25 protein-coding genes are annotated in these 26,173 nt (G+C 57.6%); 16 read left to right on the top strand and 9 right to left on the bottom strand.

Annotation, left to right across the window (positions count from 1 at the left end; genetic code table 11):
• Nucleotides 1-25: 25 nt before the first annotated feature.
• A complete protein-coding gene (zapA, locus tag FZF21_RS17950; protein ID WP_003860096.1) occupies nt 26-355 on the bottom strand; it encodes a cell division protein ZapA in 330 nt (109 codons plus the stop codon).
• A gap of 167 nt (nt 356-522) precedes the next feature.
• Between zapA and FZF21_RS17945 the strand changes: the two genes are divergently transcribed.
• From FZF21_RS17945 to FZF21_RS17910, 8 genes are all read left to right on the top strand, one after another.
• Nucleotides 523-1,101 (top strand): YecA family protein, encoded by a 579-nt coding sequence (locus tag FZF21_RS17945; RefSeq protein ID WP_072253007.1) that lies wholly within the window; start codon nt 523-525, stop codon nt 1,099-1,101.
• A 31-nt stretch (nt 1,102-1,132) separates the two neighbouring features.
• A complete protein-coding gene (pepP, locus tag FZF21_RS17940; protein ID WP_126543299.1) occupies nt 1,133-2,446 on the top strand; it encodes a Xaa-Pro aminopeptidase in 1,314 nt (437 codons plus the stop codon).
• Nucleotides 2,443-3,621, top strand: coding sequence for a 2-octaprenyl-6-methoxyphenyl hydroxylase (gene ubiH, locus FZF21_RS17935; RefSeq protein WP_045340102.1), 1,179 nt, complete (start codon nt 2,443-2,445; stop codon nt 3,619-3,621). Before pepP ends, ubiH begins: the two co-directional genes overlap by 4 nt.
• Nucleotides 3,622-3,633: 12 nt before the next feature.
• Nucleotides 3,634-4,836 (top strand): FAD-dependent 2-octaprenylphenol hydroxylase, encoded by a 1,203-nt coding sequence (gene ubiI / locus FZF21_RS17930; RefSeq protein WP_023295388.1) that lies wholly within the window; start codon nt 3,634-3,636, stop codon nt 4,834-4,836.
• Nucleotides 4,837-5,233: 397 nt separating this feature from the next.
• Nucleotides 5,234-6,328: a glycine cleavage system aminomethyltransferase GcvT gene (gcvT, locus tag FZF21_RS17925; protein ID WP_003860107.1), complete on the top strand. Its 1,095-nt coding sequence runs from the start codon at nt 5,234-5,236 to the stop codon at nt 6,326-6,328.
• A 23-nt stretch (nt 6,329-6,351) separates the two neighbouring features.
• On the top strand, nt 6,352-6,741 hold the full coding sequence (gcvH, locus tag FZF21_RS17920; protein WP_006811885.1) for a glycine cleavage system protein GcvH: 390 nt from the start codon (nt 6,352-6,354) through the stop codon (nt 6,739-6,741).
• A 124-nt stretch (nt 6,742-6,865) separates the two neighbouring features.
• Nucleotides 6,866-9,739, top strand: coding sequence for an aminomethyl-transferring glycine dehydrogenase (gcvP, locus tag FZF21_RS17915; RefSeq protein ID WP_047738329.1), 2,874 nt, complete (start codon nt 6,866-6,868; stop codon nt 9,737-9,739).
• A gap of 70 nt (nt 9,740-9,809) precedes the next feature.
• Nucleotides 9,810-10,553, top strand: a complete 744-nt coding sequence (locus FZF21_RS17910) for an SDR family oxidoreductase (protein WP_045327261.1) — start codon at nt 9,810-9,812, stop codon at nt 10,551-10,553.
• Nucleotides 10,554-10,555: 2 nt separating this feature from the next.
• On the opposite strand, the gene FZF21_RS17905 is transcribed toward FZF21_RS17910, so the two are convergent.
• From FZF21_RS17905 to FZF21_RS17880, 6 genes are all read right to left on the bottom strand, one after another.
• Nucleotides 10,556-11,056 carry a protein disulfide oxidoreductase gene (locus FZF21_RS17905; protein ID WP_045327259.1) on the bottom strand — a complete coding sequence of 167 codons (501 nt, stop codon included), beginning with the start codon at nt 11,054-11,056 and terminating at the stop codon, nt 10,556-10,558.
• Entirely contained in the window at nt 11,046-11,648 is a 603-nt protein-coding gene (locus FZF21_RS17900) for a DsbA family protein (protein WP_045141943.1), read from the bottom strand. Before FZF21_RS17900 ends, FZF21_RS17905 begins: the two co-directional genes overlap by 11 nt.
• Nucleotide 11,649: 1 nt before the next feature.
• Nucleotides 11,650-13,659, bottom strand: a complete 2,010-nt coding sequence (locus FZF21_RS17895; RefSeq protein ID WP_063945986.1) for a protein-disulfide reductase DsbD domain-containing protein — start codon at nt 13,657-13,659, stop codon at nt 11,650-11,652.
• A gap of 48 nt (nt 13,660-13,707) precedes the next feature.
• A complete protein-coding gene (locus tag FZF21_RS17890; RefSeq protein WP_003863427.1) occupies nt 13,708-14,067 on the bottom strand; it encodes a hypothetical protein in 360 nt (119 codons plus the stop codon).
• A gap of 124 nt (nt 14,068-14,191) precedes the next feature.
• A complete protein-coding gene (gene bglA, locus FZF21_RS17885; RefSeq protein ID WP_017382891.1) occupies nt 14,192-15,625 on the bottom strand; it encodes a 6-phospho-beta-glucosidase BglA in 1,434 nt (477 codons plus the stop codon).
• Between the two features lie 116 nt (nt 15,626-15,741).
• A complete protein-coding gene (locus FZF21_RS17880; RefSeq protein ID WP_015571796.1) occupies nt 15,742-16,473 on the bottom strand; it encodes a MurR/RpiR family transcriptional regulator in 732 nt (243 codons plus the stop codon).
• A gap of 266 nt (nt 16,474-16,739) precedes the next feature.
• Here FZF21_RS17880 and FZF21_RS17875 point away from each other — a divergent pair, with 266 nt between their 5' ends.
• Nucleotides 16,740-17,399 (top strand): hemolysin III family protein, encoded by a 660-nt coding sequence (locus tag FZF21_RS17875; protein ID WP_003863433.1) that lies wholly within the window; start codon nt 16,740-16,742, stop codon nt 17,397-17,399.
• A 111-nt stretch (nt 17,400-17,510) separates the two neighbouring features.
• Here FZF21_RS17875 and ygfZ read toward each other — a convergent pair whose 3' ends face one another.
• Nucleotides 17,511-18,491 (bottom strand): tRNA-modifying protein YgfZ, encoded by a 981-nt coding sequence (ygfZ, locus tag FZF21_RS17870; RefSeq protein WP_017692714.1) that lies wholly within the window; start codon nt 18,489-18,491, stop codon nt 17,511-17,513.
• Nucleotides 18,492-18,785: 294 nt separating this feature from the next.
• Between ygfZ and sdhE the strand changes: the two genes are divergently transcribed.
• Together sdhE and FZF21_RS17860 are read left to right on the top strand one after the other, a co-directional pair.
• Nucleotides 18,786-19,052 carry an FAD assembly factor SdhE gene (sdhE, locus tag FZF21_RS17865; RefSeq protein WP_003863437.1) on the top strand — a complete coding sequence of 89 codons (267 nt, stop codon included), beginning with the start codon at nt 18,786-18,788 and terminating at the stop codon, nt 19,050-19,052.
• A complete protein-coding gene (locus FZF21_RS17860; RefSeq protein WP_047738334.1) occupies nt 19,033-19,443 on the top strand; it encodes a protein YgfX in 411 nt (136 codons plus the stop codon). The genes sdhE and FZF21_RS17860 overlap by 20 nt, the downstream gene beginning before the upstream one ends.
• Nucleotide 19,444: 1 nt before the next feature.
• Here FZF21_RS17860 and fldB read toward each other — a convergent pair whose 3' ends face one another.
• Nucleotides 19,445-19,966: a flavodoxin FldB gene (gene fldB / locus FZF21_RS17855; RefSeq protein ID WP_015571793.1), complete on the bottom strand. Its 522-nt coding sequence runs from the start codon at nt 19,964-19,966 to the stop codon at nt 19,445-19,447.
• A gap of 101 nt (nt 19,967-20,067) precedes the next feature.
• Here fldB and xerD point away from each other — a divergent pair, with 101 nt between their 5' ends.
• The 5 genes from xerD to lysS all read left to right on the top strand — a co-directional run bounded on the left by xerD (nt 20,068) and on the right by lysS (nt 26,161).
• Nucleotides 20,068-20,964 (top strand): site-specific tyrosine recombinase XerD, encoded by an 897-nt coding sequence (gene xerD / locus FZF21_RS17850; RefSeq protein WP_003863442.1) that lies wholly within the window; start codon nt 20,068-20,070, stop codon nt 20,962-20,964.
• 28 nt (nt 20,965-20,992) lie between these two features.
• The gene (gene dsbC, locus FZF21_RS17845) at nt 20,993-21,706 is read left to right on the top strand and encodes a bifunctional protein-disulfide isomerase/oxidoreductase DsbC (protein ID WP_015571792.1); all 714 of its coding nucleotides are present in this window, start codon (nt 20,993-20,995) and stop codon (nt 21,704-21,706) included.
• Nucleotides 21,707-21,711: 5 nt separating this feature from the next.
• On the top strand, nt 21,712-23,445 hold the full coding sequence (recJ, locus tag FZF21_RS17840) for a single-stranded-DNA-specific exonuclease RecJ (RefSeq protein WP_017382886.1): 1,734 nt from the start codon (nt 21,712-21,714) through the stop codon (nt 23,443-23,445).
• 90 nt (nt 23,446-23,535) lie between these two features.
• Nucleotides 23,536-24,634, top strand: a protein-coding gene (gene prfB / locus FZF21_RS17835; protein WP_096147815.1) for a peptide chain release factor 2 whose coding sequence is annotated in 2 segments (ribosomal slippage) — nt 23,536-23,610 and nt 23,612-24,634 — 1,098 coding nt in all. Because the reading frame shifts where the segments join, the coding sequence is not laid out codon by codon here.
• A gap of 9 nt (nt 24,635-24,643) precedes the next feature.
• A complete protein-coding gene (gene lysS / locus FZF21_RS17830) occupies nt 24,644-26,161 on the top strand; it encodes a lysine--tRNA ligase (protein WP_003863452.1) in 1,518 nt (505 codons plus the stop codon).
• Nucleotides 26,162-26,173: the final 12 nt, after the last annotated feature.

Below are 26,173 nucleotides of genomic sequence, written 5' to 3'. Positions count from 1 at the left end.
CTCTACCATAGTCAACTGAGAAGTGTTATTCAAACTTTGGTCCCGGTCTTTCGGGACTGCGACCTTGATCAAGCAATGCCTGTTCTATGGTCTGCTGGAGCATTTTAATGCGCTGCTCCATGCTTGCCGCGTAATCGCGGGTCTTCGCTTTTTCCTGAGTCAGTTCATAGCTGATGTTCAACGCGGCGATGAAAACCAGCTGCTCAGTATTTGTGACTCTAGTGCGTTCTTTTAGATCTTGCAACCGCTGATTCAAATCGTCCGCAGCCTGATTCAAGGCATCCCTTTGTTCAGGCGGACAATTCACTCGCAGTGAACGGCCAAAAATCTGGAGATCGACGGGTTGTGCAGACATGCCACCTTCCTGCTGATTGACTGCGCTGCCTTCGCTTACTGCCCCGGGGGCTGCGAAGGGGCGACACTATAGCTACCCTGATGTGAAGATACAAGCCCTTTTCTGGTATCACCAGGGTCCAAAGTGGTAGCATATCATGAATATCCTCCCTTTGATGACGAATGCGTATGTCTATACAGAACGAAATGCCTGGTTACAAGGATTTAAACCAGTTACTGAACCAGCAGGGAGTCGGTCTGACCCCTGCCGAAATGCACGGTCTGATCAGCGGCATACTGTGCGGCGGAAACAGCGACAGCTCATGGCAGCCGCTGATCCACGACCTCACCAACGAAGGGCTGGCGTTTGGCCACGAACTGGCGGAAGCGCTGCGTAAAATGCACGCCGCAACCAGCGATTCCCTGGAAGACGATGGCTTTCTTTTTCAGCTTTATCTGCCTGAAGGCGACGATGTCAGCGTGTTCGATCGCGCCGATGCGCTCGCGGGTTGGGTAAACCACTATCTGCTTGGCCTGGGCGTAACCCAGCCTAAACTGGATAAAGTGACCGGCGAAGCGGGTGAAGCGATCGACGATCTGCGTAATATCGCCCAGCTCGGCTACGATGAAGACGAAGACCAGGAAGAGCTGGAGATGTCTCTCGAAGAGATTATCGAGTACGTGCGCGTGGCGTCTCTGCTGTGCCACGACCACTTTACGCGCTCGCAGCCGACCGCGCCGGAAGTTCGCAAGCCAACATTACACTAAGAAAAATAACGCACAGGAGGGTGTCATGGTTATCTCCAGTCAAGAGTATTCTCGCCGTCGTCAGGCGCTGCTGGCAAAAATGCAGCCGGGAAGCGCTGCCCTGATTTTCGCCGCGCCGGAAGCGACGCGCAGCGCCGACAGCGAATACCCCTATCGCCAGAGCAGTGATTTCTGGTACTTCACCGGGTTTAACGAGCCGGAAGCGGTACTGGTGCTGATTAAAAGCAATGACACCCACAACCACAGCGTGATTTTTAACCGCGTGCGCGATCTGACCGCGGAAATCTGGTTTGGTCGCCGCTTAGGGCAGGAGGCGGCGCCAGAAAAACTGGGCGTGGACCGCGCGCTGGCTTACAGCGAAATCAACCAGCAGCTCTACCAACTGCTGAACGGTCTGGACGTGCTCTATCACGCCCAGGGCGAATACGCGTATGCGGATGACATTGTTTTCACCGCGCTGGATAAGCTGCGTAAAGGCTCACGTCAGAATTTGTCTGCACCCGCCACCCTGACGGACTGGCGACCGATGGTGCATGAGATGCGCCTGTTCAAGTCTGAAGAAGAGCTGAACGTGATGCGCCGCGCGGGCGAAATCAGCGCCCTGGCGCATACCCGCGCCATGGAAAAGTGCCGTCCCGGTATGTTCGAGTACCAGCTTGAAGGCGAAATTCACCATGAATTTAACCGTCACGGCGCGCGCTTCCCGTCCTATAACACCATCGTAGGCGGCGGGGAAAATGGCTGCATTCTGCACTACACCGAAAACGAAAGTGAACTGCGCGACGGCGATCTGGTGCTGATTGACGCCGGCTGTGAATATCAGGGTTACGCGGGCGACATCACCCGTACCTTCCCGGTGAACGGTAAATTCACCACCGCGCAGCGTGAAATCTATGACATCGTGCTTGAGTCTCTGGAGACCGCGCTGACGCTGTTCCGCCCTGGCACCTCCATTCAGGAGGTTACGGGCGAGGTGGTACGCATCATGATTACCGGGCTGGTGAAGCTCGGCATTCTGAAAGGCGATGTGGACACCCTTATAACCGAAAACGCCCATCGTCCGTACTTTATGCACGGCCTGAGCCACTGGCTGGGGCTGGATGTGCATGACGTCGGGGCATACGGTCCGGAACGTTCGCGCGTGCTGGAGCCTGGCATGGTGCTGACCGTTGAGCCGGGGCTGTACATCGCGCCGGATGCCGACGTGCCGGAACAGTACCGCGGGATCGGCATTCGTATTGAAGATGATATCGTCATCACCGAAACCGGTAACGAAAACCTGACCGCGACCGTGGTGAAAAAAGCTGACGACATCGAGGCGCTGATGGCGGCGGCACGCGGATGAGCGTAATCATCGTTGGCGGAGGCATGACCGGCGCTACTCTGGCGCTGGCTATTTCGCAGTTAACCCAGGGCCAGCTTCCGGTGCATCTCGTCGAGGCGGTCGCGCCGCAGGCGGCCGATCATCCCGGTTTCGACGCCCGCGCTATCGCGCTGGCGCAGGGGACCTGTCAGCAGCTTGCGCGTATTGGGATCTGGCAGGCGATAGCGGATTGCGCGACGGCGATCGGCACCGTTCACGTCAGCGATCGCGGGCATGCCGGGTTTGTGACGCTGGATGCCCACGATTATCGGATCGAGGCGCTGGGGCAGGTTGTCGAGCTGCATGACGTAGGGCTGCGGCTGTTCCGTCTGTTACAGGACGCGCCTGGCGTCACGCTGCACTGTCCGGCGCGCGTCGCCAGCTTTAGCCGCCGTGACGAGGCCGTCAGCGTGACGCTGGACAACGGCACCACGCTGGAGGGGCAACTGCTGGTGGCGGCGGATGGTTCACGCTCCGCGATCGCCACGCAGTGCGGCGTCGAATGGCGCTCTGAACCCTATGGGCAGGCGGCGGTCATCGCTAACGTCTCTACGGCTGGCGCGCATAACGGCAGGGCATTTGAGCGCTTCACGGAGCACGGCCCGCTGGCCATGCTGCCGATGTCGAACGGGCGCTGCTCGCTGGTATGGTGCCATGCGCAGGATCGGGCCGATGAGGTTCTCTCCTGGTCCGACGAACGTTTTTGTTCCGAGCTGCAAAAAGCCTTCGGCTGGCGGCTTGGGCGCATCACCCATGCCGGAAAACGCGTGGCCTATCCGCTCGCGCTGACGACCGCATCGCAGACTGTCTCCCATCGCGTCGCCCTGGTCGGCAACGCCGCGCAGACGCTGCACCCCATCGCCGGTCAAGGCTTCAACCTTGGCCTCCGTGACGTGATAAGCCTGGCAGAGCTCCTGGCCCGGACGTGGAGCGAACAACAGGATTGTGGCGCATACTCAGTGCTGAGCCATTACCAGAAACGACGCCAGGCGGACAAAGCGGCGACCATTGGCGTCACCGACGGTTTAGTCCACCTGTTTGCCAATCGCTGGGCACCGCTGGTTGCGGGTCGCAACCTTGGGCTGATGGCGATGGAACTGTTCATTCCGGCACGTGACGTGCTGGCGCAGCGGACCCTGGGTTGGGTCGCGCGTTAAGGAGTATTGACCGTGCAAAATGTTGATGTCGCCATTGTGGGCGGCGGAATGGTAGGACTGGCGCTGGCCTGTGGTTTACAGGGCAGCGGCCTGCGCGTGGCCGTGCTTGAGCAAAAAGCGCCGCAGCCTGTGGCGCAGGATGCACCGCCGGAGCTGCGCGTCTCGGCGATCAATGCCGCCAGCGAAAAGCTACTGACGCACCTTGGCGTCTGGTCTGAAATCGTGGCGCTGCGTGCCAGCTGTTACCATGGCATGGAAGTGTGGGACAAAGACAGCTTCGGCCATATCGCGTTTGACGATGAAAGCATGGGCTATAGCCACCTTGGACACATCGTTGAAAACGCGGTGATCCACCACGCGCTGTGGCAGAAAGCACAGCAGTGCAGCGACGTCACGCTGATCGCACCGGCGAAACTCCAGCAGGTGGCGTGGGGCGAAAACGACGCGTTTATCACTCTTGAAAGTGGCGACATGCTGACCGCGCGTCTGGTGGTGGGTGCCGACGGCGCCAATTCCTGGCTGCGTAACAAAGCGGATATTCCGCTGACCTTCTGGGATTACCGCCATCACGCGTTGGTGGCCACAATCCGCACCGAAGAGCCGCACGGCGGCGTGGCGCGCCAGATTTTCCATAATGACGGCATTCTGGCCTTCCTGCCGCTTGCCGATCCGCATCTCTGCTCCATCGTCTGGTCCTTAGAGCCGGAGAAAGCGCAGCAGATGCAGGAGGCGACGCCGGATGCCTTCAGTCAGGCGCTATGCGTGGCGTTTGATAACCGTCTGGGCCTGTGCATGCTTGAAAGCGAACGCCAGACGTTTCCGTTAACCGGTCGCTACGCGCGTCAGTTTGCCGCGCACCGTCTGGCGCTGGTGGGGGATGCGGCGCATACCATTCATCCGCTGGCCGGGCAGGGGGTGAACCTCGGCTTTATGGACGCGGCTGAGCTGGTTGAAGAGCTGCGTCGCCTGCATCGGGAAGGCAAAGATATTGGCCAGCATCTGTATCTGCGTCGCTACGAGCGCAGCCGCAAACACAGTGCGGCGATGATGCTGGCGGGGATGCAGGGTTTCCGCGAGCTGTTTGCCGGAGCGAATCCGGCGAAAAAACTGCTGCGCGATATTGGCCTCAAGCTGGCCGACACTCTTCCCGGCGTAAAACCGCAGCTTCTTCGTCAGGCAATGGGCCTCAACGATCTTCCCGACTGGTTACGTTAATCTCGATCCCCGTCACACTTTATTTTCCCGGCCTCCGCGCCGGGGAAATTTCCTCGTTTGAAATAATCTAATTTCACGTCATTTTTCGCATTAGAAAATCTAATCTTACTATTTTTATGTTACGGAAATTCGGCCCGTTTTTCCGCACGAAATATCACCATCTGCTAAATTCTGTTAGATCATTGTTAATTTTATGCGGGTTTAATCGCATTTTCCCAGTGAATAACTCTGTAGGCTTTTCAGCGATTTTTGGTCATAAGCTAATGTGATGACCCGTTTTACCTTATGGTTAACCGCCGGTTTCGGTGGTAAGTTCAGGTAAAAGAGAACGTTTGCGTCGGCCCTCGATCGCGAGGCCGACACCGGGTTTCACGGTGAATTTTTCAACGAGGAAAAGATGGCTCAACAGACTCCTTTGTACGAACAGCACGTGTTGTGCGGCGCCCGCATGGTGGACTTCCACGGCTGGATGATGCCGCTGCACTACGGCTCGCAGATTGATGAGCACCACGCGGTGCGCACCGATGCCGGTATGTTCGACGTGTCTCATATGACGATTGTTGACCTGCGCGGTAGCCGCACCCGGGAGTTTTTGCGTTATCTGCTGGCAAATGACGTCGCCAAACTGAAGACGCCGGGCAAAGCGCTCTATACCGGCATGCTCAATGCCTCGGGCGGCGTGATTGATGACCTTATCGTCTATTACTTCACTGAAGATTTCTTCCGCCTCGTTGTAAACTCCGCCACCCGCGAAAAAGACCTTTCCTGGATTTCCCAACACGCTGAACCTTATGCCATCGACATCACCGTCCGTGACGATCTGTCGCTGATTGCCGTGCAGGGGCCAAACGCCCAGGCGAAAGCCGCCTCTCTTTTCAGCGACGAGCAGCGCAAAGCCACCGAAGGCATGAAGCCATTCTTCGGCGTGCAGGCGGGGGATCTGTTTATCGCCACCACCGGCTACACCGGTGAAGCGGGCTATGAAATTGCGATGCCAAACGAGAAGGCCGCTGATTTCTGGCGTGCGCTGGTGGAGGCGGGCGTGAAGCCTGCGGGCCTGGGCGCGCGCGATACGCTGCGTCTGGAAGCGGGGATGAACCTCTACGGTCAGGAGATGGACGAAGGCGTCTCTCCGCTGGCGGCCAACATGGGCTGGACCATCGCGTGGGAACCGGCTGACCGTGATTTTATTGGTCGTGAAGCGCTGGAGATGCAGCGCGAGAAGGGCACTGAACAGCTGGTCGGCCTGGTGATGAAAGAAAAAGGCGTTCTGCGCGGCGAGCTGCCTGTACGCTTCACCGATGCCGATGGCAATCATCGCGAAGGCGTGATCACCAGCGGAACGTTCTCCCCGACGCTCGGCTACAGTATTGCCCTGGCACGCGTGCCGGCGGGGATTGGCGAAACGGCGGTGGTGCAGATCCGCAACCGCGAAATGCCGGTCAACGTGACCAAACCGATTTTTGTTCGCGCCGGTAAGCCGGTCGCCTAACTATTTTTATCAGGAGAACTTCAATGAGCAATGTGCCAGCAGAACTGAAATACAGCAAAGAACACGAGTGGCTGCGCAAAGAGGCGGACGGCACTTACACCGTTGGGATCACCGAGCACGCGCAGGAGCTGCTGGGCGACATGGTGTTTGTTGACCTGCCGGAAGTGGGCGCAACCGTGAGCGCAGGCGACGACTGTGCGGTGGCGGAATCCGTTAAAGCGGCCTCTGACATCTACGCCCCGGTGAGCGGTGAAATTGTTGCCGTGAACGACGCGCTGAGCGACTCCCCGGAGCTGGTCAACAGCGAACCGTATGAAGGCGGCTGGATCTTCAAGATCAAAGCCAGCGACGAAGCGCAGGTTGCCGCGCTGCTGGATGCGACCGCGTATGAAGCACTGTTAGAAGACGAGTAATCAGTAATCCCCCTCTCCCTTTGGGAGAGGGCAGGGGTGAGGGTGCCAATCTTCCCCTCACCCTAACCCTCTCCCAAAGGGAGAGGGAACTTAAATTCACTGCACGTTTCAGGAACCATCGCTCATGACACAGACTTTAAGCCAGCTTGAAAACCGTGGCGCTTTCATTGAACGTCACATTGGGCCGGATGCTCAGCAACAGCAGGAGATGCTGAAAACAGTTGGCGCGGATTCATTAAACGCACTGATCGGCCAGATCGTGCCAAAAGACATCCAGCTTGCTACGCCGCCGCAGGTAGGCGAGTCCACGACGGAGTTCGCCGCGCTGGCGGAGCTGAAGGCCATCGCCGGCCTTAACAAGCGCTATAAGTCTTATATTGGCATGGGCTACACCAACGTGCAGCTACCGCCGGTGATCCTGCGTAACATGCTGGAAAACCCGGGCTGGTACACCGCTTATACCCCGTATCAGCCAGAAGTCTCCCAGGGCCGTCTGGAAGCGCTGCTGAACTTCCAGCAGGTGACGCTGGATCTGACCGGTATGGATATCGCCTCTGCCTCGCTGCTGGATGAAGCGACCGCCGCCGCCGAAGCGATGGCGATGGCGAAGCGCGTGAGCAAGCTGAAAAACGCCAACCGCTTCTTCGTGGCGGCGGACGTGCATCCCCAGACGCTGGACGTGGTGCGCACCCGTGCGGAAACCTTCGGCTTTGAGGTGATTGTCGACGACGCTGAAAAAGTGCTGGATCACCAGGACGTCTTCGGCGTGCTGTTGCAGCAGGTGGGCACCACCGGGGAAGTGCACGACTACGGCGCACTGATCGCCGAGCTGAAATCCCGTAAGGTTATTGTTAGCGTCGCCGCTGATTTTATGGCGCTGGTGCTGCTGACGGCGCCAGGCAAACAGGGCGCGGATATTGTCTTCGGCTCAGCTCAGCGTTTCGGCGTGCCGATGGGCTACGGCGGCCCGCACGCGGCGTTCTTTGGCGCGAAAGATGAATTTAAACGTTCCATGCCAGGCCGAATTATCGGCGTATCGAAAGATGCCGCCGGTAACACCGCGCTGCGCATGGCGATGCAGACCCGCGAGCAGCATATCCGCCGCGAGAAAGCGAACTCCAACATCTGTACCTCGCAGGTGCTGCTGGCTAACATTGCCAGCCTGTACGCGGTGTTCCACGGTCCGGCTGGCCTGAAACGTATTGCCAGCCGCATCCACCGTCTGGCCGATATCCTGGCCTGCGGTCTGCAACAGAAAGGTCTCAGACTGCGTCATGAACACTATTTCGATACCCTGTGCGTCGAGGTGGCAGACAAAGCGGCCGTGCTGGCGCGCGCCGAGGCAGCGCAAATCAACCTGCGCAGCGACATTCACAATGCGGTCGGCATTACGCTGGACGAAAGCATCACCCGTGACGATATCCTGACTCTGTTCAACGTATTGCTGGATGATGCACACGGTCTGGACGTTGATACGCTCGACAAAGAGGTTGCGCTCGACAGCCGCTCCATTCAGGAAAGCATGCTGCGCGACGACGCGATCCTGACTCACCCGGTGTTCAACCGCTATCACAGCGAAACCGAGATGATGCGTTACATGCACTCTCTGGAACGTAAAGATCTGGCGCTGAACCAGGCGATGATCCCGCTGGGCTCCTGCACCATGAAGCTGAACGCCGCGGCTGAGATGATCCCAATTACCTGGCCTGAATTCTCTGAGCTGCACCCGTTCTGCCCGGCTGAGCAGGCGGAAGGGTATCACATGATGATCAACCAGCTCTCCGACTGGCTGGTGAAGCTGACCGGGTACGACGCGCTCTGCATGCAGCCGAACTCCGGTGCGCAGGGTGAATACGCTGGTCTGCTGGCGATCCGTCACTATCACGAAAGCCGCAATGAAGGCCACCGCGATATCTGCCTGATCCCAAGCTCTGCCCACGGTACCAACCCGGCTTCTGCCCAGATGGCAGGAATGGAAGTGGTGGTTGTGGCGTGCGACAAAAACGGCAACATCGATCTGGCCGACCTGCGCGCCAAAGCAGAGCAGGCGGGCGACAAACTCTCCTGCATCATGGTGACCTACCCATCCACCCACGGCGTGTACGAAGAAACTATCCGTGAAGTGTGTGAAGTGGTGCATCAGTTCGGCGGCCAGGTTTACCTCGACGGCGCAAACATGAACGCCCAGGTGGGCATCACCTCTCCGGGCTTTATTGGCGCGGATGTGTCGCACCTGAACCTGCATAAAACGTTCTGCATTCCGCACGGCGGTGGCGGCCCGGGCATGGGTCCTATCGGCGTGAAGGCGCACCTGGCACCGTTTGTGCCGGGCCACAGCGTGGTGCAGATTGAAGGCATGCTGACCCGTCAGGGCGCGGTCTCCGCGGCACCGTTCGGCAGCGCCTCTATCCTGCCAATCAGCTGGATGTACATCCGCATGATGGGCGCGGAAGGGCTGAAGCAGGCCAGCCAGGTGGCGATCCTCAACGCCAACTACATCGCAACGCGTCTGAAGGACGCCTATCCGGTGCTCTATACCGGCCGCGACGGTCGCGTGGCGCACGAATGCATCCTCGATATTCGTCCTCTGAAAGAAGAGACGGGCATCAGCGAGCTGGATATTGCCAAGCGTCTGATCGACTACGGCTTCCACGCGCCAACCATGTCCTTCCCGGTTGCGGGAACGCTGATGGTTGAGCCGACCGAATCTGAAAGCAAGGTGGAGCTGGATCGCTTTATCGACGCCATGCTGGCTATCCGCAGCGAAATCGACCGCGTGAAAGGCGGGGAGTGGACGCTGGAAGATAACCCGCTGGTGAACGCGCCGCATACACAGAACGAACTGGTGGCAGAGTGGAACCACGGTTATACCCGCGAGCTGGCTGTCTTCCCGGCAGGTGTGGCAAACAAATACTGGCCAACCGTGAAACGTCTTGATGATGTTTACGGCGACCGTAACCTGTTCTGCTCCTGCGTACCGATGAGCGAATACCAGTAACGTTGTTCCTGTAGTAACGTAGGCCGGGTAAGGCGAAGCCGCCACCCGGCTTTTTTATTGGGAGAAAAGAATGGCAATTGCACTGGTCACCGGCGCCAGCCGGGGTATTGGTAAAGCCACCGCGCTACAGCTGGCAAGCGAAGGCTACACCGTTGCGGTGAATTTTCATCACAACATCAAAGCCGCGACGGACGTCATTAATCAGATCGTGGACGCGGGTGGTAAAGCCTTTGCCGTGCGCGCGGACATCAGCGATGAAGCGCAGGTGATGGCGATGTTCGACAGCATCGATCGCGAAGGTGAGCCGCTCGCCGCGCTGGTGAACAACGCCGGGATTTTGTTTGAACAATCCACGATCGAAAACCTCTCCGCTGAACGTATTAACCGCGTGCTGGCTACCAACGTCACCGGCTATTTTCTCTGTTGCCGTGAAGCGGTTAAGCGCATGTCGCATAAACACGGCGGCAAGGGCGGCGCGATTGTGAATGTCTCCTCGGCGGCATCACGGCTGGGCGCGCCGGGGGAATATGTGGATTATGCCGCCTCAAAAGGGGCGGTGGATTCCCTGACCACCGGCCTCGCGCTGGAGGTGGCGGCGCAGGGCATTCGCGTTAACGGCGTGCGGCCAGGCCTGATTTATACCGATATTCACGCCTCCGGCGGCGAGCCGGGGCGTGTGGATCGGGTGAAGTCGATGTTACCGATGCAGCGTGGCGGTCAGCCGGTGGAGGTCGCCCAGGCCATTGTCTGGCTGCTGAGCGACAAAGCCTCCTATGTCACCGGTAGCTTCCTGGAGCTGGCTGGCGGGAAGTAACGCTACGACGCCAGCCACAGCCGCAGGCGCATTCCCCAGCCGCTGGTCCAGCCGGTGGTGATCGACTTCACTTCACCGTGAGAGATCACCACCAGCGTTGGCGTCACCTTAACATCCCACTTACGCGCCAGTTCTCCGCTGGCGTCGTTGACCGTGGGCATCATCGCCTTCTTCTTCCTCATCCAGGTTTCGAGCGTCGCGTTATTGCCCGAGCGCAGCGCAACCGACATCACGTTACCCCCGTCCGCGGAAAGCGCCGCCACCGACGGCGTGGTGTAGCGGCAGACGCCGCACCATGTCGCCCAGACGTAGACCAGCAGCGGTCGCTCCTTACTCATGGCGATAAGATCGACGGGCTGACCGTCGAGGGTGTGCAGTGCCGTCGCGGAGAAATTCTGCGGCAGCGCGGGCTGGCGGAAATAGTCCACCGCCAGGCTCACGGCTACGCCAATCAGCAGCCACACGCCCAGCTCGCGCAGCAGGCGCGGAAGCTTACTTGCCACGGGCGTTTGCCAGCTGTTCTTTGACCAGCCCCTCCAGGTCGTCATACGGGATTGCGCCCGCCACCATCTGGTCGCCGATAATGGTCGCCGGGGTACCCTGAATATTCAGCACCTGCGCCAGGATGAGGTTCATCTTTAGGCTGTCCATGGTTTTATCATCCGTTTTAATGCTGTCCGTTCCGGTCTTTACCTTCGCGGCGGCGATGCTGGCGTCATCGTGATAGCCCTTTTTCATCATCAGCCGCTGGTGGAGCGCCCAGAATTTATCCGGCGCCTGCTGCCACGTTGAGAGTGCCGCTTTCGCGGCATTTACCGAGCTTTGTCCCTTGAACGGCAGCAGTTTGACGATGAGCTGCACGTCGGGATTTTCCTGCACGATTTTCTCAAGCATTGGGTCGAACTGCTTGCAATACGGGCAGTTGTAGTCAGTGAAGGAGACGATGGTCAGCTTCGGCGATGTCGCGCCGGTTCGCGGGCTGTTGGGGTCGTTAAACAGCAGTTTTGCCAGCTGGTCGCTGGAAGCGTCATCAGAAGGTGCGGCGAAACCGAACGTTGATAACGACAGCAGAAGTAAGGCAACGAAGGCTCTCATGTTATTTTCCTTTTGCATCGGACAGGGTGCTCAGCACCGCTTCGCGGCTTAACAACGCAGGCAGCACGTGGCCCTGCGGTAATCCCGGTCCGTAGATCTGGTTAAACGGTACGGCGGCGCTGCCGCGCGTGGTTAAGAACTGGCTGATGGTATCTGAGGGGCGGCTCCAGTCGCCGCGCAGGGCGACAACGTCCGGGGAGGAGAGCGCATCCTGCACGTCGTCGCGCAGCAGCACGTTGTATTTATTGGCTTTACAGGTCACGCACCAGTCGGCGGTCACGTCGACGAACACCCGTTTGTTCTCCGCCAGCGCGCGGGCAATGGCCTGCTCGCTGAGCGGCTGCCAGTGAATACGATCGCGGCGGGAACCCTCGCCGCCGGAACCGGATACAAACGCGACCGCCCCGGCCACCACTACAGCTAATACCCCGGCGCGCAGTGCCGTTTGCCAGCGGTAGCGCCAGGCGGTGACCAGCAGCAGCGTAAGGATCAGGAACACGCCCAGCGTGATGACGGGCAGGCTGCCAATGTGCACCGTCAGCAGGCTCAGCAGCCACAGCGATGAGCCGAGCATCATCATCCCCAGCACTACGCGTACGACGTTCATCCAGCGTCCCGGACGCGGCAACCGCTGGGCCAGCCCCGGCCAGGCCGCCACCAGCAGCCACGGCAGGCTCATGCCGATACCCATCGCCAGGAAGATCCCCCACAGCAGGGGAAGCGGCGCCGCCAGCGCGACCGAGACCGCCGTACCCAGGAACGGCGCGGTGCAGGGTGTCGCCAGCAGCGTGGCAAACGCGCCTTGCCAGAAATGACCCGCAAGCCCGTTGCCGCCGCGCGTGGCGATGAAGGTGCTGGCGCCGGAAGGGAGACGGATTTCAAACAACCCCAGCAGGCTGGCGCTGAAAAGCACCATCACCAGCGCCATCGCGCCAATAAACCACGGATTCTGGAACTGGATCCCCCAGCCGAGCGCCTGATTGCCTAAGCGTAAAACCGTCATCATCAGCGCCAGCGCGAGGAACGAGATCACGATCCCGGCTACCGACGCAAGAAACTGTCGGCGTACCTGACCCCGCGCCTGCCGTTCGGTTTGCATCAGCGTGCCTAGCTTCATGGCCAGCACGGGCAGTACGCAGGGCATGACGTTAAGGATCAGACCGCCCGCCAGCGCCATCAGCAGCACCCAGCCTAACGAGAGCGTCGGCGCGGCGTTCCCCGGCTGAATGCTCAGGCTGGACTCCTGCGCCTGCCCGCTATCGGCCAGAACCAGCGACAGGGTTTTGCCGCTGAGGTTGGGCGCGGCCTCGCCCCAGTTGTCCGTCACGGGCACGGTGGCGACCAGCGAGTCACCGCGAACGGTGAGGGCCGGTTTGCCGAAATCAACATCATCCATACCGTCGATAAACAGGGACGGTGCCTGCCAGCCTGCGTCACGCTGCGCCGTTACGGTCAGCTTGCCGGGGGCATAGGTGGCGTTAAGCGTTGAGGTCAACCCGCCGCTGAGCGGAAGGGTGCCCATGGCCCGACTGAAATCGTAATCAAAACCGGCGCCTGCGGATGCGGTCATGTTCAGCGAAAACGGGTAGTCGGTAAGAATACAGACGTTGCTACAGGTGGAGAGCGTCAGTACGCCGCTCAGGATCTTCGGGACGTCGCCCCGCAGAGTGATGGGAAAGCTGACATCGCCGTGGTAGCCCTGCGTGGTGATGCCCGCGACGTCGAAACGCTGCGGCACAGGCCAGCGCCAGATCGCCTCGACGGGCTGATGCCATTTAATCGCGGGTGCGACGCCGCCTTCGCCCGGCGAGCGCCAGTAGGTTTTCCAGCCTTTTTGCAGGGCGACGTCCAGCAGCAGGCGGGTTTCGCCAGTGCTTTCGGGTTGCGCACGCAGCCTGACGCTGGCGTGCTGATTATCGGCGGCGCGCAGCCAGCCGCTGTCGGCAGCCTGGCTGAGGGGCAGCCATAGCCAAAGCAGGCAGACCAGCAGTCGCCTGAATACAGTAAACATAAATTTTCTCCGTAAATAATGAATTAACCTGAAGTAACAGGCGAAGGCTCATTCACGGAAGACGCATAATCGCAGATGCACCCTTAACCGGGGCGGGGAGATAACGCGGGGAGGCCACTGCCGTTCGCGGCGCGGTGGACTGGCTGCCAGCAACGCCAGCAGCAGGGTGACGGCAATCAGGGCGCCTTCAAACAAAACAGGCGGGACCGACATCAGCGACTTGGCGCTAAGCTCACACGGGGTTACCGGTGCGTCGGTACTCTCCTGCCCCTGCTGGACAGACTGGCTCGTGGCGGTGACGTTCATGACAAGCGCGTGCATCCCGGCCATCCGCTGGGCGGTGCATATCAGCACCACCAGGCAGGCCAGGGCTACAAGCAGGATAGCGTTGCGTTGTCGCTTGATCATGTTCGCCTCAAATATTCAGGACGCCTATATTATCGGGCGAACATATTTTGGCAACGCAAAAGCTGTAAAGAAGTGTCTGGAAGATAAGCGGTTTGCCCTCTCCGCTTGCAGAGAGGGCGAGCCATTACAGCGTTTCGCCGTTGCTGGCAATGACGGTTTTATACCACTCAAAGCTCTTCTTACGGGAGCGGGACATGTCACCGGTACCGTCGTCGTGCTTGTTTACGTAGATAAAGCCGTAGCGCTTACTGTACTGGCCGGTGGTGAAGGAGACGCAGTCGATGCAGCCCCACGGCGTGTAGCCCATCAGATCCACGCCATCCCAGGTCACCGCCTTCATCATCTCTTCCACGTGGGCGCGCAGGTAGTCGATGCGATAGTCATCGTTGATGCTGCCGTCCTCTTCCACGGTGTCGTAGGCGCCGAAACCATTTTCCACGATAAACAGCGGCTTCTGATAACGTTCGTACAGTTCACACAGCGAATAGCGCAGGCCTACCGGATCAATCTGCCAGCCCCAGTCGGACGCCTTGACGTGTGGGTTCGGCACGCTGCCCTCGAAGCCGGAAATGGCGTCACCGGTACCGCCTTCCGCTTTGACCGCGTTGGTCATGTAGTAGCTGAAACCTAAGTAATCGCAGGTGCCTTCACGCAGGATCTGCTCGTCGCCAGCTTCCATTTTGATGGAGAAGCCACGGCGCTCCCACTCGTTCAGCACGTAAGACGGGTAATAGCCGCGCAGCTGTACGTCGGTAAAGACGTAGCGCTCGCGCATGGATTCCTGAGCGAACATGACATCTTCTGGCTTGCAGGAGTACGGATAGAGCGCCACCATCGCCAGCATGCAGCCGACTTTCATTTCCGGGTTAATGCGGCGTGCGGCTTTCACCGCCAGCGCGCTGGCCACGAACTGGTGGTGCAGCACCTGGTACATGGTCTCTTCCGGGTTGTCGTGCTCGGTATAGACCACACCAGAGCAGCAGTAGCCGAACAGCGGCGCACGCCAGTTGCGCTGGTTGTTGATTTCGTTGAAGGTCATCCAGTATTTGACCTTATTTTTGTAGCGCTCAAATACCACTTCCGAGAAGCGCACAAAGAAATCGACCACTTTACGGTTGGTCCATCCGCCATATTCCTGAACGAGGTGCAGCGGCATTTCAAAGTGGGAGAGGGTGATAACCGGCTCGATGTTGTACTTCAGCAGTTCATCGAACATGTCGTCGTAAAACTTCAGCCCCTCTTCGTTTGGCTGAGTTTCGTCGCCTTTCGGGAAGATGCGCGTCCAGGCGATGGAGGTACGGAAACATTTGAAGCCCATCTCGGCAAACAGCCTGATGTCTTCTTTGTAATGGCCGTAGAAGTCGACGGCTTCGTGGTTGGGGTAATATTTGCCTTCAATCACTTCCTGCGTGATTTCTCGCGGAACGCCGTGTGCGCCGCCGGTGAGCACGTCGCAGATGCTTGGCCCTTTGCCGCCTTTGTTCCAGCCGCCTTCAACCTGGTGCGCCGCTACCGCGCCGCCCCATAAAAAATCTTTCGGTAAGGTGAGTTTTTTCATCTTTGCTATTCTCAATTCAGGACTTATTGATTTCGAGTCTAGCAAAGCGGAATTAAATGTCACGATATAACATTTTGCGGAAATTGTAATTTGTCACATCAAAAAAACAGGATGTTTTATTCTGTTAATTTCTTCGCCAGTTTCCGGCCTAATGATTCCAGAATATAGATGACGGGAATTTGCGTGGTGATATCGTAAACGCCGCCAATGCGCGTTTGCGGTACGTGCCAGGAGAGGTTAAAGTCCGCCAGCTTTGCGAGACGTGAATGTTCGTGGCTGGTGACTGAGAGCACCTTGCAGTGGTGCAGGCTGAACTGGCTGGCGAAGCGCAGGATCTCCTCGGTCTCGCCGGAGACGGAGAGTACAATGGCCAGCGCATTTTTAGCCATGTCGTTAGTGACCGGGAAATAAGGATCGTCGATATGGTTACTGAATTTCCCGATATTTGAAAAGAAACGTGCGCCATATTTTGCCAGCGATCCGGAGGTGCCCGCACCGACAAAAATAATTCGTTCAGATGATAAAATAATATCGACCGCGTTATCTAATAGCGCATCAAACTCTTCGTTATTTACGCTTTTAAAGAAGCTGATGATTTCACTGGCACCAAAATTCGCCTGCTGCGGCTCGTTCTGCTCCAGATAGAGTTTAAAGCGCACCCGAAATTCCGAGTAACCATCGCAGTTGAGCTTGCGGCAGAAGCGCAGGATAGTGGTAGTGGAAACGCCCGCCGCATCCGCCAGCTCGCGGATGGTCATGTACATCACTTTATCGCGGTTCTTAATGACATAGTTGTAGACCATCATTTCCAGATTGTTGAGGCTGGCAATGGCGGAATGGCTGAACATACTCACAATGGCTAAACTCGCTGTCGGACACTATTCCTGAAGCATACCATGATGACGAAGGGCGGGAGACGGATTTATCTCCTTGATTACTTAGATGTTAATGAAATCATTTACACCTGTACGGTGGATTGTTTTTACATTATGCTGATTTATAAGGATAAATCTTGAATGTGGATTTATTTTAGCTAACAGGTGTTCACTGGAATCATTCTCAGTTAGCATAGACTGGCGATGAATAATCATCTTTTGTTTTCCCGGAGTTAAGTATGGTGAGCAGACCATTAATCGCACAGGGATATTCGCTGGCTGAGGAAGTAGCCAACAGTATAAGCCACGGCATTGGCCTGGTTTTTGGGATTGTCGGCTTAGTGTTATTGCTGGTACAGGCAGTGGATACCAACGCCAGCGCGATGGCCATTACCAGCTACAGTCTGTATGGCGGGAGTATGATCCTGCTTTTCCTGGCCTCAACGCTGTATCACGCTATTCCGCATCAACGGGCGAAGATATGGCTCAAGAAATTTGACCACTGCGCTATCTATCTTCTTATTGCGGGTACCTATACGCCGTTTTTGCTGGTGGGGCTCAACTCACCGCTGTCGCGTGGTCTGATGATTGTGATCTGGAGCCTGGCGCTGCTGGGGATCCTGTTTAAGCTGACTATTGCGCACCGGTTTAAAGTGTTGTCGCTGGTTACCTATCTGACAATGGGCTGGCTGTCGCTGATTGTGGTGTATCAGTTAGCTATTAAGCTGGCGGTGGGGGGCGTGACGCTTCTGGCGGTGGGCGGGGTGGTCTACTCGCTGGGCGTGATTTTCTACGTCTGCAAGCGTATTCCGTACAACCATGCCATCTGGCACGGCTTTGTGCTGGGCGGCAGCGTGTGCCACTTCCTGGCAATTTATCTGTATGTTGGGCAGGTGTAGTTTTTTTGTAAGGTGCGGCCTGATGCCCTCACCCCGACCCTCTCCCACAGGGAGAGGGAGAATATCAACACCGTAGGCCCGGTAAGCGCAGCGCCACCGGGCGATACAGCATCAATCTTCCAGAGAATACGGCAGCGGCTCAATGCTGAGCGTGTTTGCATCATCCCGCACGCGGAACACGCTGTCGGGCTCCATATCATTATTCATGACAACCTGCACCAGCAGGCGGCCATCATCGAGCTGGACGGCGGCTAACACGGTGCCGGTACGGCGCCAGTTTTCGCCCATCTTCATCTCAAGATCTTCACCCGCTTCCGGCACACGGCTGGCGTGACCAGCCAGCGTCCACAGGGCGCGTTTGTTCGCGCCGCGGAATTTCGCACGCGCCACCATTTCCTGACCGGTGTAGCAGCCCTTCTTAAAGCTGATACCGCCCAGCGCCTGGATGTTTGTCGCCTGCGGGATAAACTGCGCGCTGTTTGCCGCGTCAATCACCGGCAGGCCCGCTTCGATGTTCAGCGCCAGCCACTGCTGGCTGTTGTTGAGCTGTGCTTCACCGCGCAGGGCGTCAGTGACGCGTTCCGCCGTTGCTTCGTCGGTTACCAGCAGGAAGCGCTCCGCCGGGTGTTCGAACCACAGAATGGAGGTCGCTCCCTCGCTGACCAGCTGTTTTTTAGCATCCGGCAGCTCGGCAAACAGGTTTTTCAGCGCTGCACGCGCCTGGAAACCCGCGACCCCCAGCAGAACGTGTTCATCGTCCGGGGCGATGGTGACTTTAGAAAAGACCGCGTATTTTTTCAGCTCTTTAAGCTGGGCGTCACGCAGGCTGCGGCGCTCAATAAAGGCGAATCCGTCCTGACGGCGGAACAGACGCAGGTTGCTCCACATTTTGCCTTTTGGATCGCAATGCGCGGCCAGCAGATGCTGGTGCTCAGTCAACTGCGCCACGTCCGCCGTGACCTGGCCTTGCAGGTATTTTTCACTGTCCGCACCAGTCAGTGTCGCCAGTGCCCAGTCATCAAGAGTAATCAGCGTCAGCGGCAGACGCGCAGAGGCGGCGGGCTGGCGAGGAGAAAATGGTGTAAATGCCATAGTGATGTCCTGAATTGCTTAACGCTTTGATAATACCTAATGGTAAAAGAGACTGTATTCAATGCAAGCGCTTTCAGCAGGCCATTCGTGCCATTAAACGGTTATGCGTGGCGCTACGCAAAATAGTGTAATCCGCTGTCTTTATAAGGATTATTCAGGGAGCCTGCTCGAGGTTCGCAATATTCCAGTAAAGAAAAGGTCAAAAACACGTTACACTAGCAGGTGTTCCCGGAGAGCAATAATGAATACCAAACGGGATACCGACTGTGCCAAACGTAATGCAGGAAACAGAACATGGATATTAACAACAAGGCCCGTATTCACTGGGCGTGCCGTCGCGGCATGCGTGAACTTGATATCTCCATCATGCCTTTCTTCGAGTATGAGTACGACAGCTTAAGCGATGACGATAAGCGCCTGTTTGTCCGTCTGCTTGAGTCTGACGATCCGGATTTATTCAACTGGCTGATGAATCACGGCAAGCCCGCCGACACCGAGTTGCAACGGATGGTGCAATTAATTCAAACACGGAATCAGGAACGTGGTCCTGTGGCAATCTGATCTTCGCGTCTCCTGGCGCTCACAGTGGATGTCCTTACTGCTCCACGGTCTGGTGGCGGCACTGGTGTTATTGGTGCCGTGGCCGCTTAGCTATACCCCTCTGTGGTTGCTATTGCTGTCGTTTGTGGTGTTTGACAGCGTGCGCAGCCAGCGTCGAATCAACGCCCGTCAGGGTGAAATTAAGCTGCTGATGGATTCTCGCCTGCGCTGGCAGGGAAAAGAGTGGGAGATGATGGGGACGCCGTGGATGCTTAACACCGGGATGATGCTACGGCTGCGTCGGGTCGAGGATAACCGTCGCCAGCACCTGTGGCTGGCCGCAGACAGTATGGATCCTTCGGAGTGGCGAGATCTGCGCCGGTTGATCGTGCAACAGCCGACGCAGGAGTAAATCAGCTGAATTGCTCGGCCATCTCACCCAGAATCTGCTCGCACCAGCTCTGGAGGCGCTCGTCGCTAAGATCGTACTGGTTGGTTTCATCCAGCGCGAGCCCGACAAACAGCTGACCGTCGGCAATAATCGGTTTTTGACTGGTGAACTCATAGCCTTCCGTAGGCCAGTAGCCGATAAAGGTCGCGCCCTTTGGCGCCAGTTTGTCGTGCAGCATGCCGAGTGCGTCAAGGAACCACTCCCCGTAGCCCAACTGGTCGCCCATGCCGTACATCGCAATGATTTTGCCTTCAAAATTGACTGAATCGAGCTGATCCCAGATGGCTTCCCAGTCTTCCTGAATCTCACCAAAGTCCCAGGTAGGGATACCCAGAATGAGCACATCGTACTGCTCCATCAAGGCAACCGCGTCATCTTTCAGGTTATGCAGCGTCACCAGTTCCGGGCCAATGATGTCACGAATTTTTTCCGCCGCCATTTCGGTGTAGCAGGTGCTGGAACCATAGAACAGACCAATATTCATCGCGTAACTATCTCAATTCTTGCTATGACTTTGCGCGTAGTGTACCAGAAACCGATGGCATTCAGGCATAATGGCCAGATTGCAGAACCAAAGGGGCTGATGTGGAAAAGGATCTCGCACTCATCGAACAGTTTCTCGACGCGCTGTGGCTGGAGAAAAACCTCGCTGAAAATACGCTCAGCGCCTATCGTCGGGATCTCACGCTGCTGGTCGAGTGGCTGGCACATCGTGGGCTGACGCTTGAAAGCGCGCAAAGCGATGACCTGCAAGGGTTACTGGCTGAGCGGATGGAAGGGGGGTACAAAGCCACCAGCTCTGCACGTCTGCTGAGCGCCATGCGCCGCCTCTTCCAGCACCTGTACCGCGAGAAGATCCGCGCGGATGACCCCAGCGCACTGCTGGCATCGCCTAAACTGCCTCAGCGGCTGCCAAAAGATCTCAGCGAAGCACAAGTTGAGAGATTATTACAGTCGCCCGCAGTTGACCTTCCGCTGGAGTTACGCGATAAAGCCATGCTTGAACTATTGTATGCCACGGGCTTGCGCGTTTCCGAGCTGGTGGGCCTGACGATGAGCGATATCAGCCTGCGTCAGGGCGTGGTGCGCGTTATCGGTAAAGGGAACAAAGAACGGCTGGTGCCGCTGGGTGAAGAGGCGGTCTACTGGCTGGAGACGTATCTGGAACACGGGCGTCCGTGGCTGCTGAACGGCGTCTCCATAGATGTATTGTTCCCGAGCCAGCGCGCGCAGCAGATGACGCGACAAACGTTCTGGCATCGCATTAAACATTACGCCACACTGGCGGGTATTGACAGTGAGAAGCTGTCGCCGCACGTTTTGCGTCACGCCTTCGCGACGCATCTGTTAAACCACGGCGCTGATTTACGCGTGGTGCAGATGTTGCTTGGACACAGCGATCTTTCAACGACGCAAATATACACCCATGTCGCGACGGAACGCCTGCGGCAGCTACACCAACAGCACCACCCTCGCGCGTGAGTGCCGACGAATTGTTACAGGAACAAATATGAAAAAGTCTTTAGCGCTGCTCACCCTGCTGGCAGCTTCGGTTTCCGGTATTGCCCATGCGGACGATGCCGCCATTAAACAGTCTCTGACGAAACTCGGCGTCGCCAGCAGCGAGATCCAGCCAGCGCCGGTGGCTGGCATGAAAACGGTGCTGACCAACAGCGGCGTGCTGTACGTGACCGAAGACGGCAAACACATCATTCAGGGGCCTATGTACGACGTGAGCGGCGCGCAGCCGGTGAACGTCACTAACCAGCTGCTGATGAAAAACCTGAACGCGCTCGAAAAAGAGATGATTGTCTACAAAGCGGCGCAGGAAAAGCACGTTATTACCGTCTTCACCGACATCACCTGCGGCTACTGCCACAAGCTGCATGAAGAGATGAAAGACTACAACGCGCTGGGCATTACCGTGCGTTACCTGGCTTTCCCACGCGCCGGCGTGCAGAGCCAGCCTGAGCAGGATATGAAAGCGATCTGGTGTGCGAAAGACCGCAACAAGGCCTTTGATGACGCGATGAACGGCAAAGGCGTGAAGCCCGCGTCCTGCGATATCGACATCGCTAACCACTACGCGCTGGGCGTACAGTTTGGCGTGAGCGGTACGCCAGCCATTGTGCTGAGTAACGGCTACGTGGTGCCGGGCTACCAGGGGCCAAAAGAGATGAAGGCGTTCCTCGACGAGCACCAGAAACAGATGGGTGGTAAATAATTCGCGTGAAAGCCCCGATAAAACTGCGCCGCCGCGATGCGGGTGAAACCGCGGATTTACCAGACACGCTTCCGCTGCTGTTAAAGCGGCTGTACGCCAGCCGTGGCGTGCGTACGGCAAGCGATCTTGAGCGCAGCGTCAAAGGCATGCTGCCCTGGCAAGCGCTGAGTGGCATCGAAAAAGCGACTGAAATGCTCTACGACGCGTTCCGGGAAGGCACGCGGATTGTCGTGGTGGGCGATTTCGATGCCGACGGCGCAACCAGTACCGCGCTGAGCGTGCTCAGCCTGCGTGCGCTGGGCTGCGATAACGTGACTTACCTGGTGCCGAACCGGTTTGAAGACGGCTACGGCCTCAGCCCGGAAGTGGTCGATCAGGCCCACGCCCGTGGCGCACAGATGATCATGACCGTGGATAACGGGATCTCTTCTCATGCGGGGGTCGATCATGCCCATGCGCTGGGGATCCCGGTACTGGTCACCGATCACCACCTGCCAGGCGAAACTCTGCCTGCCGCCGAAGCCATCATTAACCCGAACCTGCGCGACTGCGATTTCCCGTCGAAATCGCTGGCCGGAGTAGGGGTGGCGTTTTATCTGATGCTGGCGTTACGCACGTTGCTGCGAGATAAGGGCTGGTTCGAATCGCGCGGGATTGCCGTGCCGAACCTCGCGGAGTATCTCGATCTGGTGGCGCTGGGAACCGTGGCGGACGTGGTGCCGCTCGATACCAATAACCGTATTCTCACCTGGCAGGGCTTAAGCCGCATTCGGGCAGGTAAATGCCGTCCGGGGATTAAGGCGCTGCTGGAAATTGCCAACCGCGATCCGCTGAAGCTTGCGGCAAGCGATTTAGGCTTTGCCCTCGGCCCGCGCCTGAACGCGGCGGGGCGGCTGGATGATATGTCGGTTGGCGTTGCGCTGCTGCTGTGCGACAACATCGGCGAAGCGCGCGTGCTGGCCAGTGAGCTGGACGCACTCAACCAGACCCGTAAAGAGATTGAGCAGGGCATGCAGGCCGAAGCGCTGACCCTGTGCGAAAAGCTGGAGCGCAGCGGCGATACCCTGCCGGGCGGGCTGGCGATGTATCACCCCGAATGGCACCAGGGCGTGGTGGGCATTCTGGCGTCGCGCATTAAAGAGCGTTTCCACCGCCCGGTGATCGCGTTCGCCCCCGCCGGGGACGGCACGCTGAAAGGCTCCGGTCGTTCCATTCAGGGTCTGCATATGCGCGATGCGCTGGAGCGTCTGGATACGCTGCATCCGAACCTGATGATTAAGTTCGGCGGTCACGCGATGGCGGCAGGCCTGTCGCTGGAAGAGGCGAAGTTCGACGAATTCCAGCGTCTGTTTGGCGAACTGGTCACCGAGTGGATCGATCCGGCTCTGTTGCAGGGTGAAGTGGTTTCTGACGGTGAGCTTTCACCGGCTGAAATGACCATGGAGGTGGCGCAGATGCTGCGCGATGCCGGCCCGTGGGGGCAGATGTTCCCGGAGCCGCTTTTCGACGGACGTTTTCGTTTGCTGCAACAGCGCATCGTGGGCGAACGCCATCTCAAAGTGATGGTGGAACCGGTCGGCGGCGGACCGCTGCTCGACGGCATCGCCTTTAACGTTGATACCTCCATCTGGCCGGACAACGGCGTGCGCGAGGTTGAGCTGGCCTATAAGCTGGATATTAACGAGTTCCGCGGTAACCGCTCCCTTCAGATCATCATCGACAATATCTGGCCAATTTAGCGTCAGTAATCTCTATAAAAAAGGGCGTGGATTCGGTACAATCCCGCTCTTATCACCGCATTTTGACAAGCTCATAAAAGAAAACAGACCATGTTTGAAATTAATCCGGTAAAAAACCGCATTCAGGACCTCACGGAGCGCTCTGACGTTCTTAGGGGGTATCTTTGACTACGATGCCAAGAAAGAGCGTCTCGAAGAAGTAAACGCCGAGCTAGAACAGCCGGACGTCTGGAACGAACCTGAGCGCGCTCAGGCGCTGGGTAAAGAGCGTTCCTCCCTCGAAGCCATCGTAGATACGCTGGATCAAATGGCGCAGGGTCTGGAAGATGTTTCTGGGCTGCTGGAGCTGGCTGTCGAAGCCGACGACGAAGAAACCTTTAACGAAGCCGTGGCAGAGCTCGACGTGCTGGAAGAGAAGCTGGCGCAGCTGGAATTCCGTCGCATGTTCTCCGGCGAATATGATAGTGCTGACTGCTATCTCGATATTCAGGCAGGTTCTGGCGGTACCGAAGCGCAGGACTGGGCGAGCATGCTGATGCGCATGTACCTGCGCTGGGCGGAAGCGCGCGGTTTCAAAACCGAGATTATCGAAGAGTCCGAAGGTGAAGTGGCGGGTATCAAATCCGTTACCATCAAGATTATTGGCGATTACGCCTACGGCTGGCTGCGTACTGAAACCGGCGTTCACCGCCTGGTGCGTAAGAGCCCGTTCGATTCCGGCGGCCGTCGTCACACCTCCTTCAGCTCCGCGTTTGTCTACCCGGAAGTGGATGAAGATATCGATATCGACATCAACCCGGCGGACCTGCGTATCGACGTTTACCGCGCATCCGGCGCGGGTGGTCAGCACGTTAACCGTACGGAATCTGCGGTGCGTATTACCCACATTCCAACCGGGCTGGTAACACAGTGCCAGAACGACCGTTCCCAGCATAAGAACAAAGACCAGGCCATGAAGCAGATGAAAGCGAAGCTTTATGAGCTGGAGATGCAGAAGAAAAATGCTGAGAAGCAGGCGATGGAAGACAACAAGTCCGATATCGGCTGGGGCAGCCAGATCCGTTCTTACGTCCTTGATGACTCCCGCATCAAAGACCTGCGTACCGGGGTTGAAACCCGCAACACGCAGGCGGTGCTGGACGGCAGCCTGGACCAATTTATCGAAGCAAGTTTGAAAGCAGGGTTATGAGGAACCAACATGTCTGAACAACAAGCACAGGGCGCTGACGCGGTAGTCGATCTTAACAACGAACTGAAAACCCGCCGCGAGAAGCTGGCAGCGCTGCGCGAGCAGGGCGTGCCGTTCCCGAACGATTTTCGTCGTGACCATACCTCAGACCAACTGCACGCAGACTTCGACGGTAAAGAGAACGAAGAGCTGGAAGCGCTGAACGTTGAAGTGTCCGTGGCGGGCCGCATGATGACCCGTCGTATCATGGGTAAAGCGTCCTTCGTGACCTTACAGGACGTTGGCGGCCGCATTCAGCTGTACGTCTCTCGTGACGACCTGCCGGAAGGCATCTACAACGAGCAGTTCAAAAAGTGGGACCTCGGCGATATCCTGGGCGCTAAAGGTAAACTGTTCAAAACCAAGACCGGTGAACTGTCTATCCACTGCACCGAACTGCGTCTGCTGACCAAAGCCCTGCGCCCGCTGCCGGACAAGTTCCACGGTTTGCAGGATCAGGAAGCGCGCTATCGTCAGCGTTACCTGGATCTCATCTCTAACGATGAATCCCGTAAGACCTTCAAAATTCGCTCCCAGATCATGGCCGGTATTCGCCAGTTCATGGTTAACCGCGACTTTATGGAAGTAGAAACCCCGATGATGCAGGTGATCCCAGGCGGTGCCTCTGCCCGTCCGTTCATCACCCATCACAACGCCCTGGACCTGGACATGTACCTGCGTATCGCGCCGGAACTGTACCTGAAGCGTCTGGTGGTCGGCGGTTTCGACCGTGTGTTTGAGATCAACCGTAACTTCCGTAACGAAGGTATCTCCGTACGTCATAACCCAGAGTTCACCATGATGGAACTCTATATGGCGTATGCGGATTACAAAGATCTGATCGAGCTGACTGAATCCTTGTTCCGCACCCTGGCGCAGGACATTCTGGGCACCACCCAGGTGCCTTACGGTGAAGAGGTGTTCGACTTCGGCAAGCCGTTCGAAAAACTGACCATGCGCGAAGCGATCAAGAAATACCGTCCGGAAACCAACATGGCGGATCTGGATAACTTCGACTCTGCGAAAGCGATCGCTGAAAGCATCGGTATTAAGGTTGAGAAGAGCTGGGGCCTGGGTCGTATCGTGACCGAGATCTTCGAAGAAGTGGCCGAAGCGCACCTGATTCAGCCGACCTTCATCACCGAATACCCGGCGGAGGTGTCTCCCCTGGCGCGTCGTAATGACGAGAACCCGGAAATCACTGACCGCTTCGAATTCTTCATCGGTGGCCGCGAAATCGGTAACGGCTTTAGCGAGCTGAACGATGCAGAAGATCAGGCGCAGCGCTTCCAGGATCAGGTTAACGCGAAAGCGGCAGGCGACGACGAAGCGATGTTCTTCGACGAAGACTACGTGACCGCGCTGGAGCACGGCCTGCCGCCGACGGCTGGCCTGGGTATCGGTATCGACCGTATGGTGATGCTGTTCACCAACAGCCACACCATCCGCGACGTGATCCTGTTCCCGGCGATGCGTCCGGTGAAATAAGCCTTTAAGACG

The sequence above is a fragment of the Enterobacter sp. LU1 genome (genome assembly GCF_008271405.2).
Lineage (GTDB): Bacteria > Pseudomonadota > Gammaproteobacteria > Enterobacterales > Enterobacteriaceae > Enterobacter > Enterobacter hormaechei_C.
This window is presented reverse-complemented; position numbering and strand designations above follow the sequence as displayed.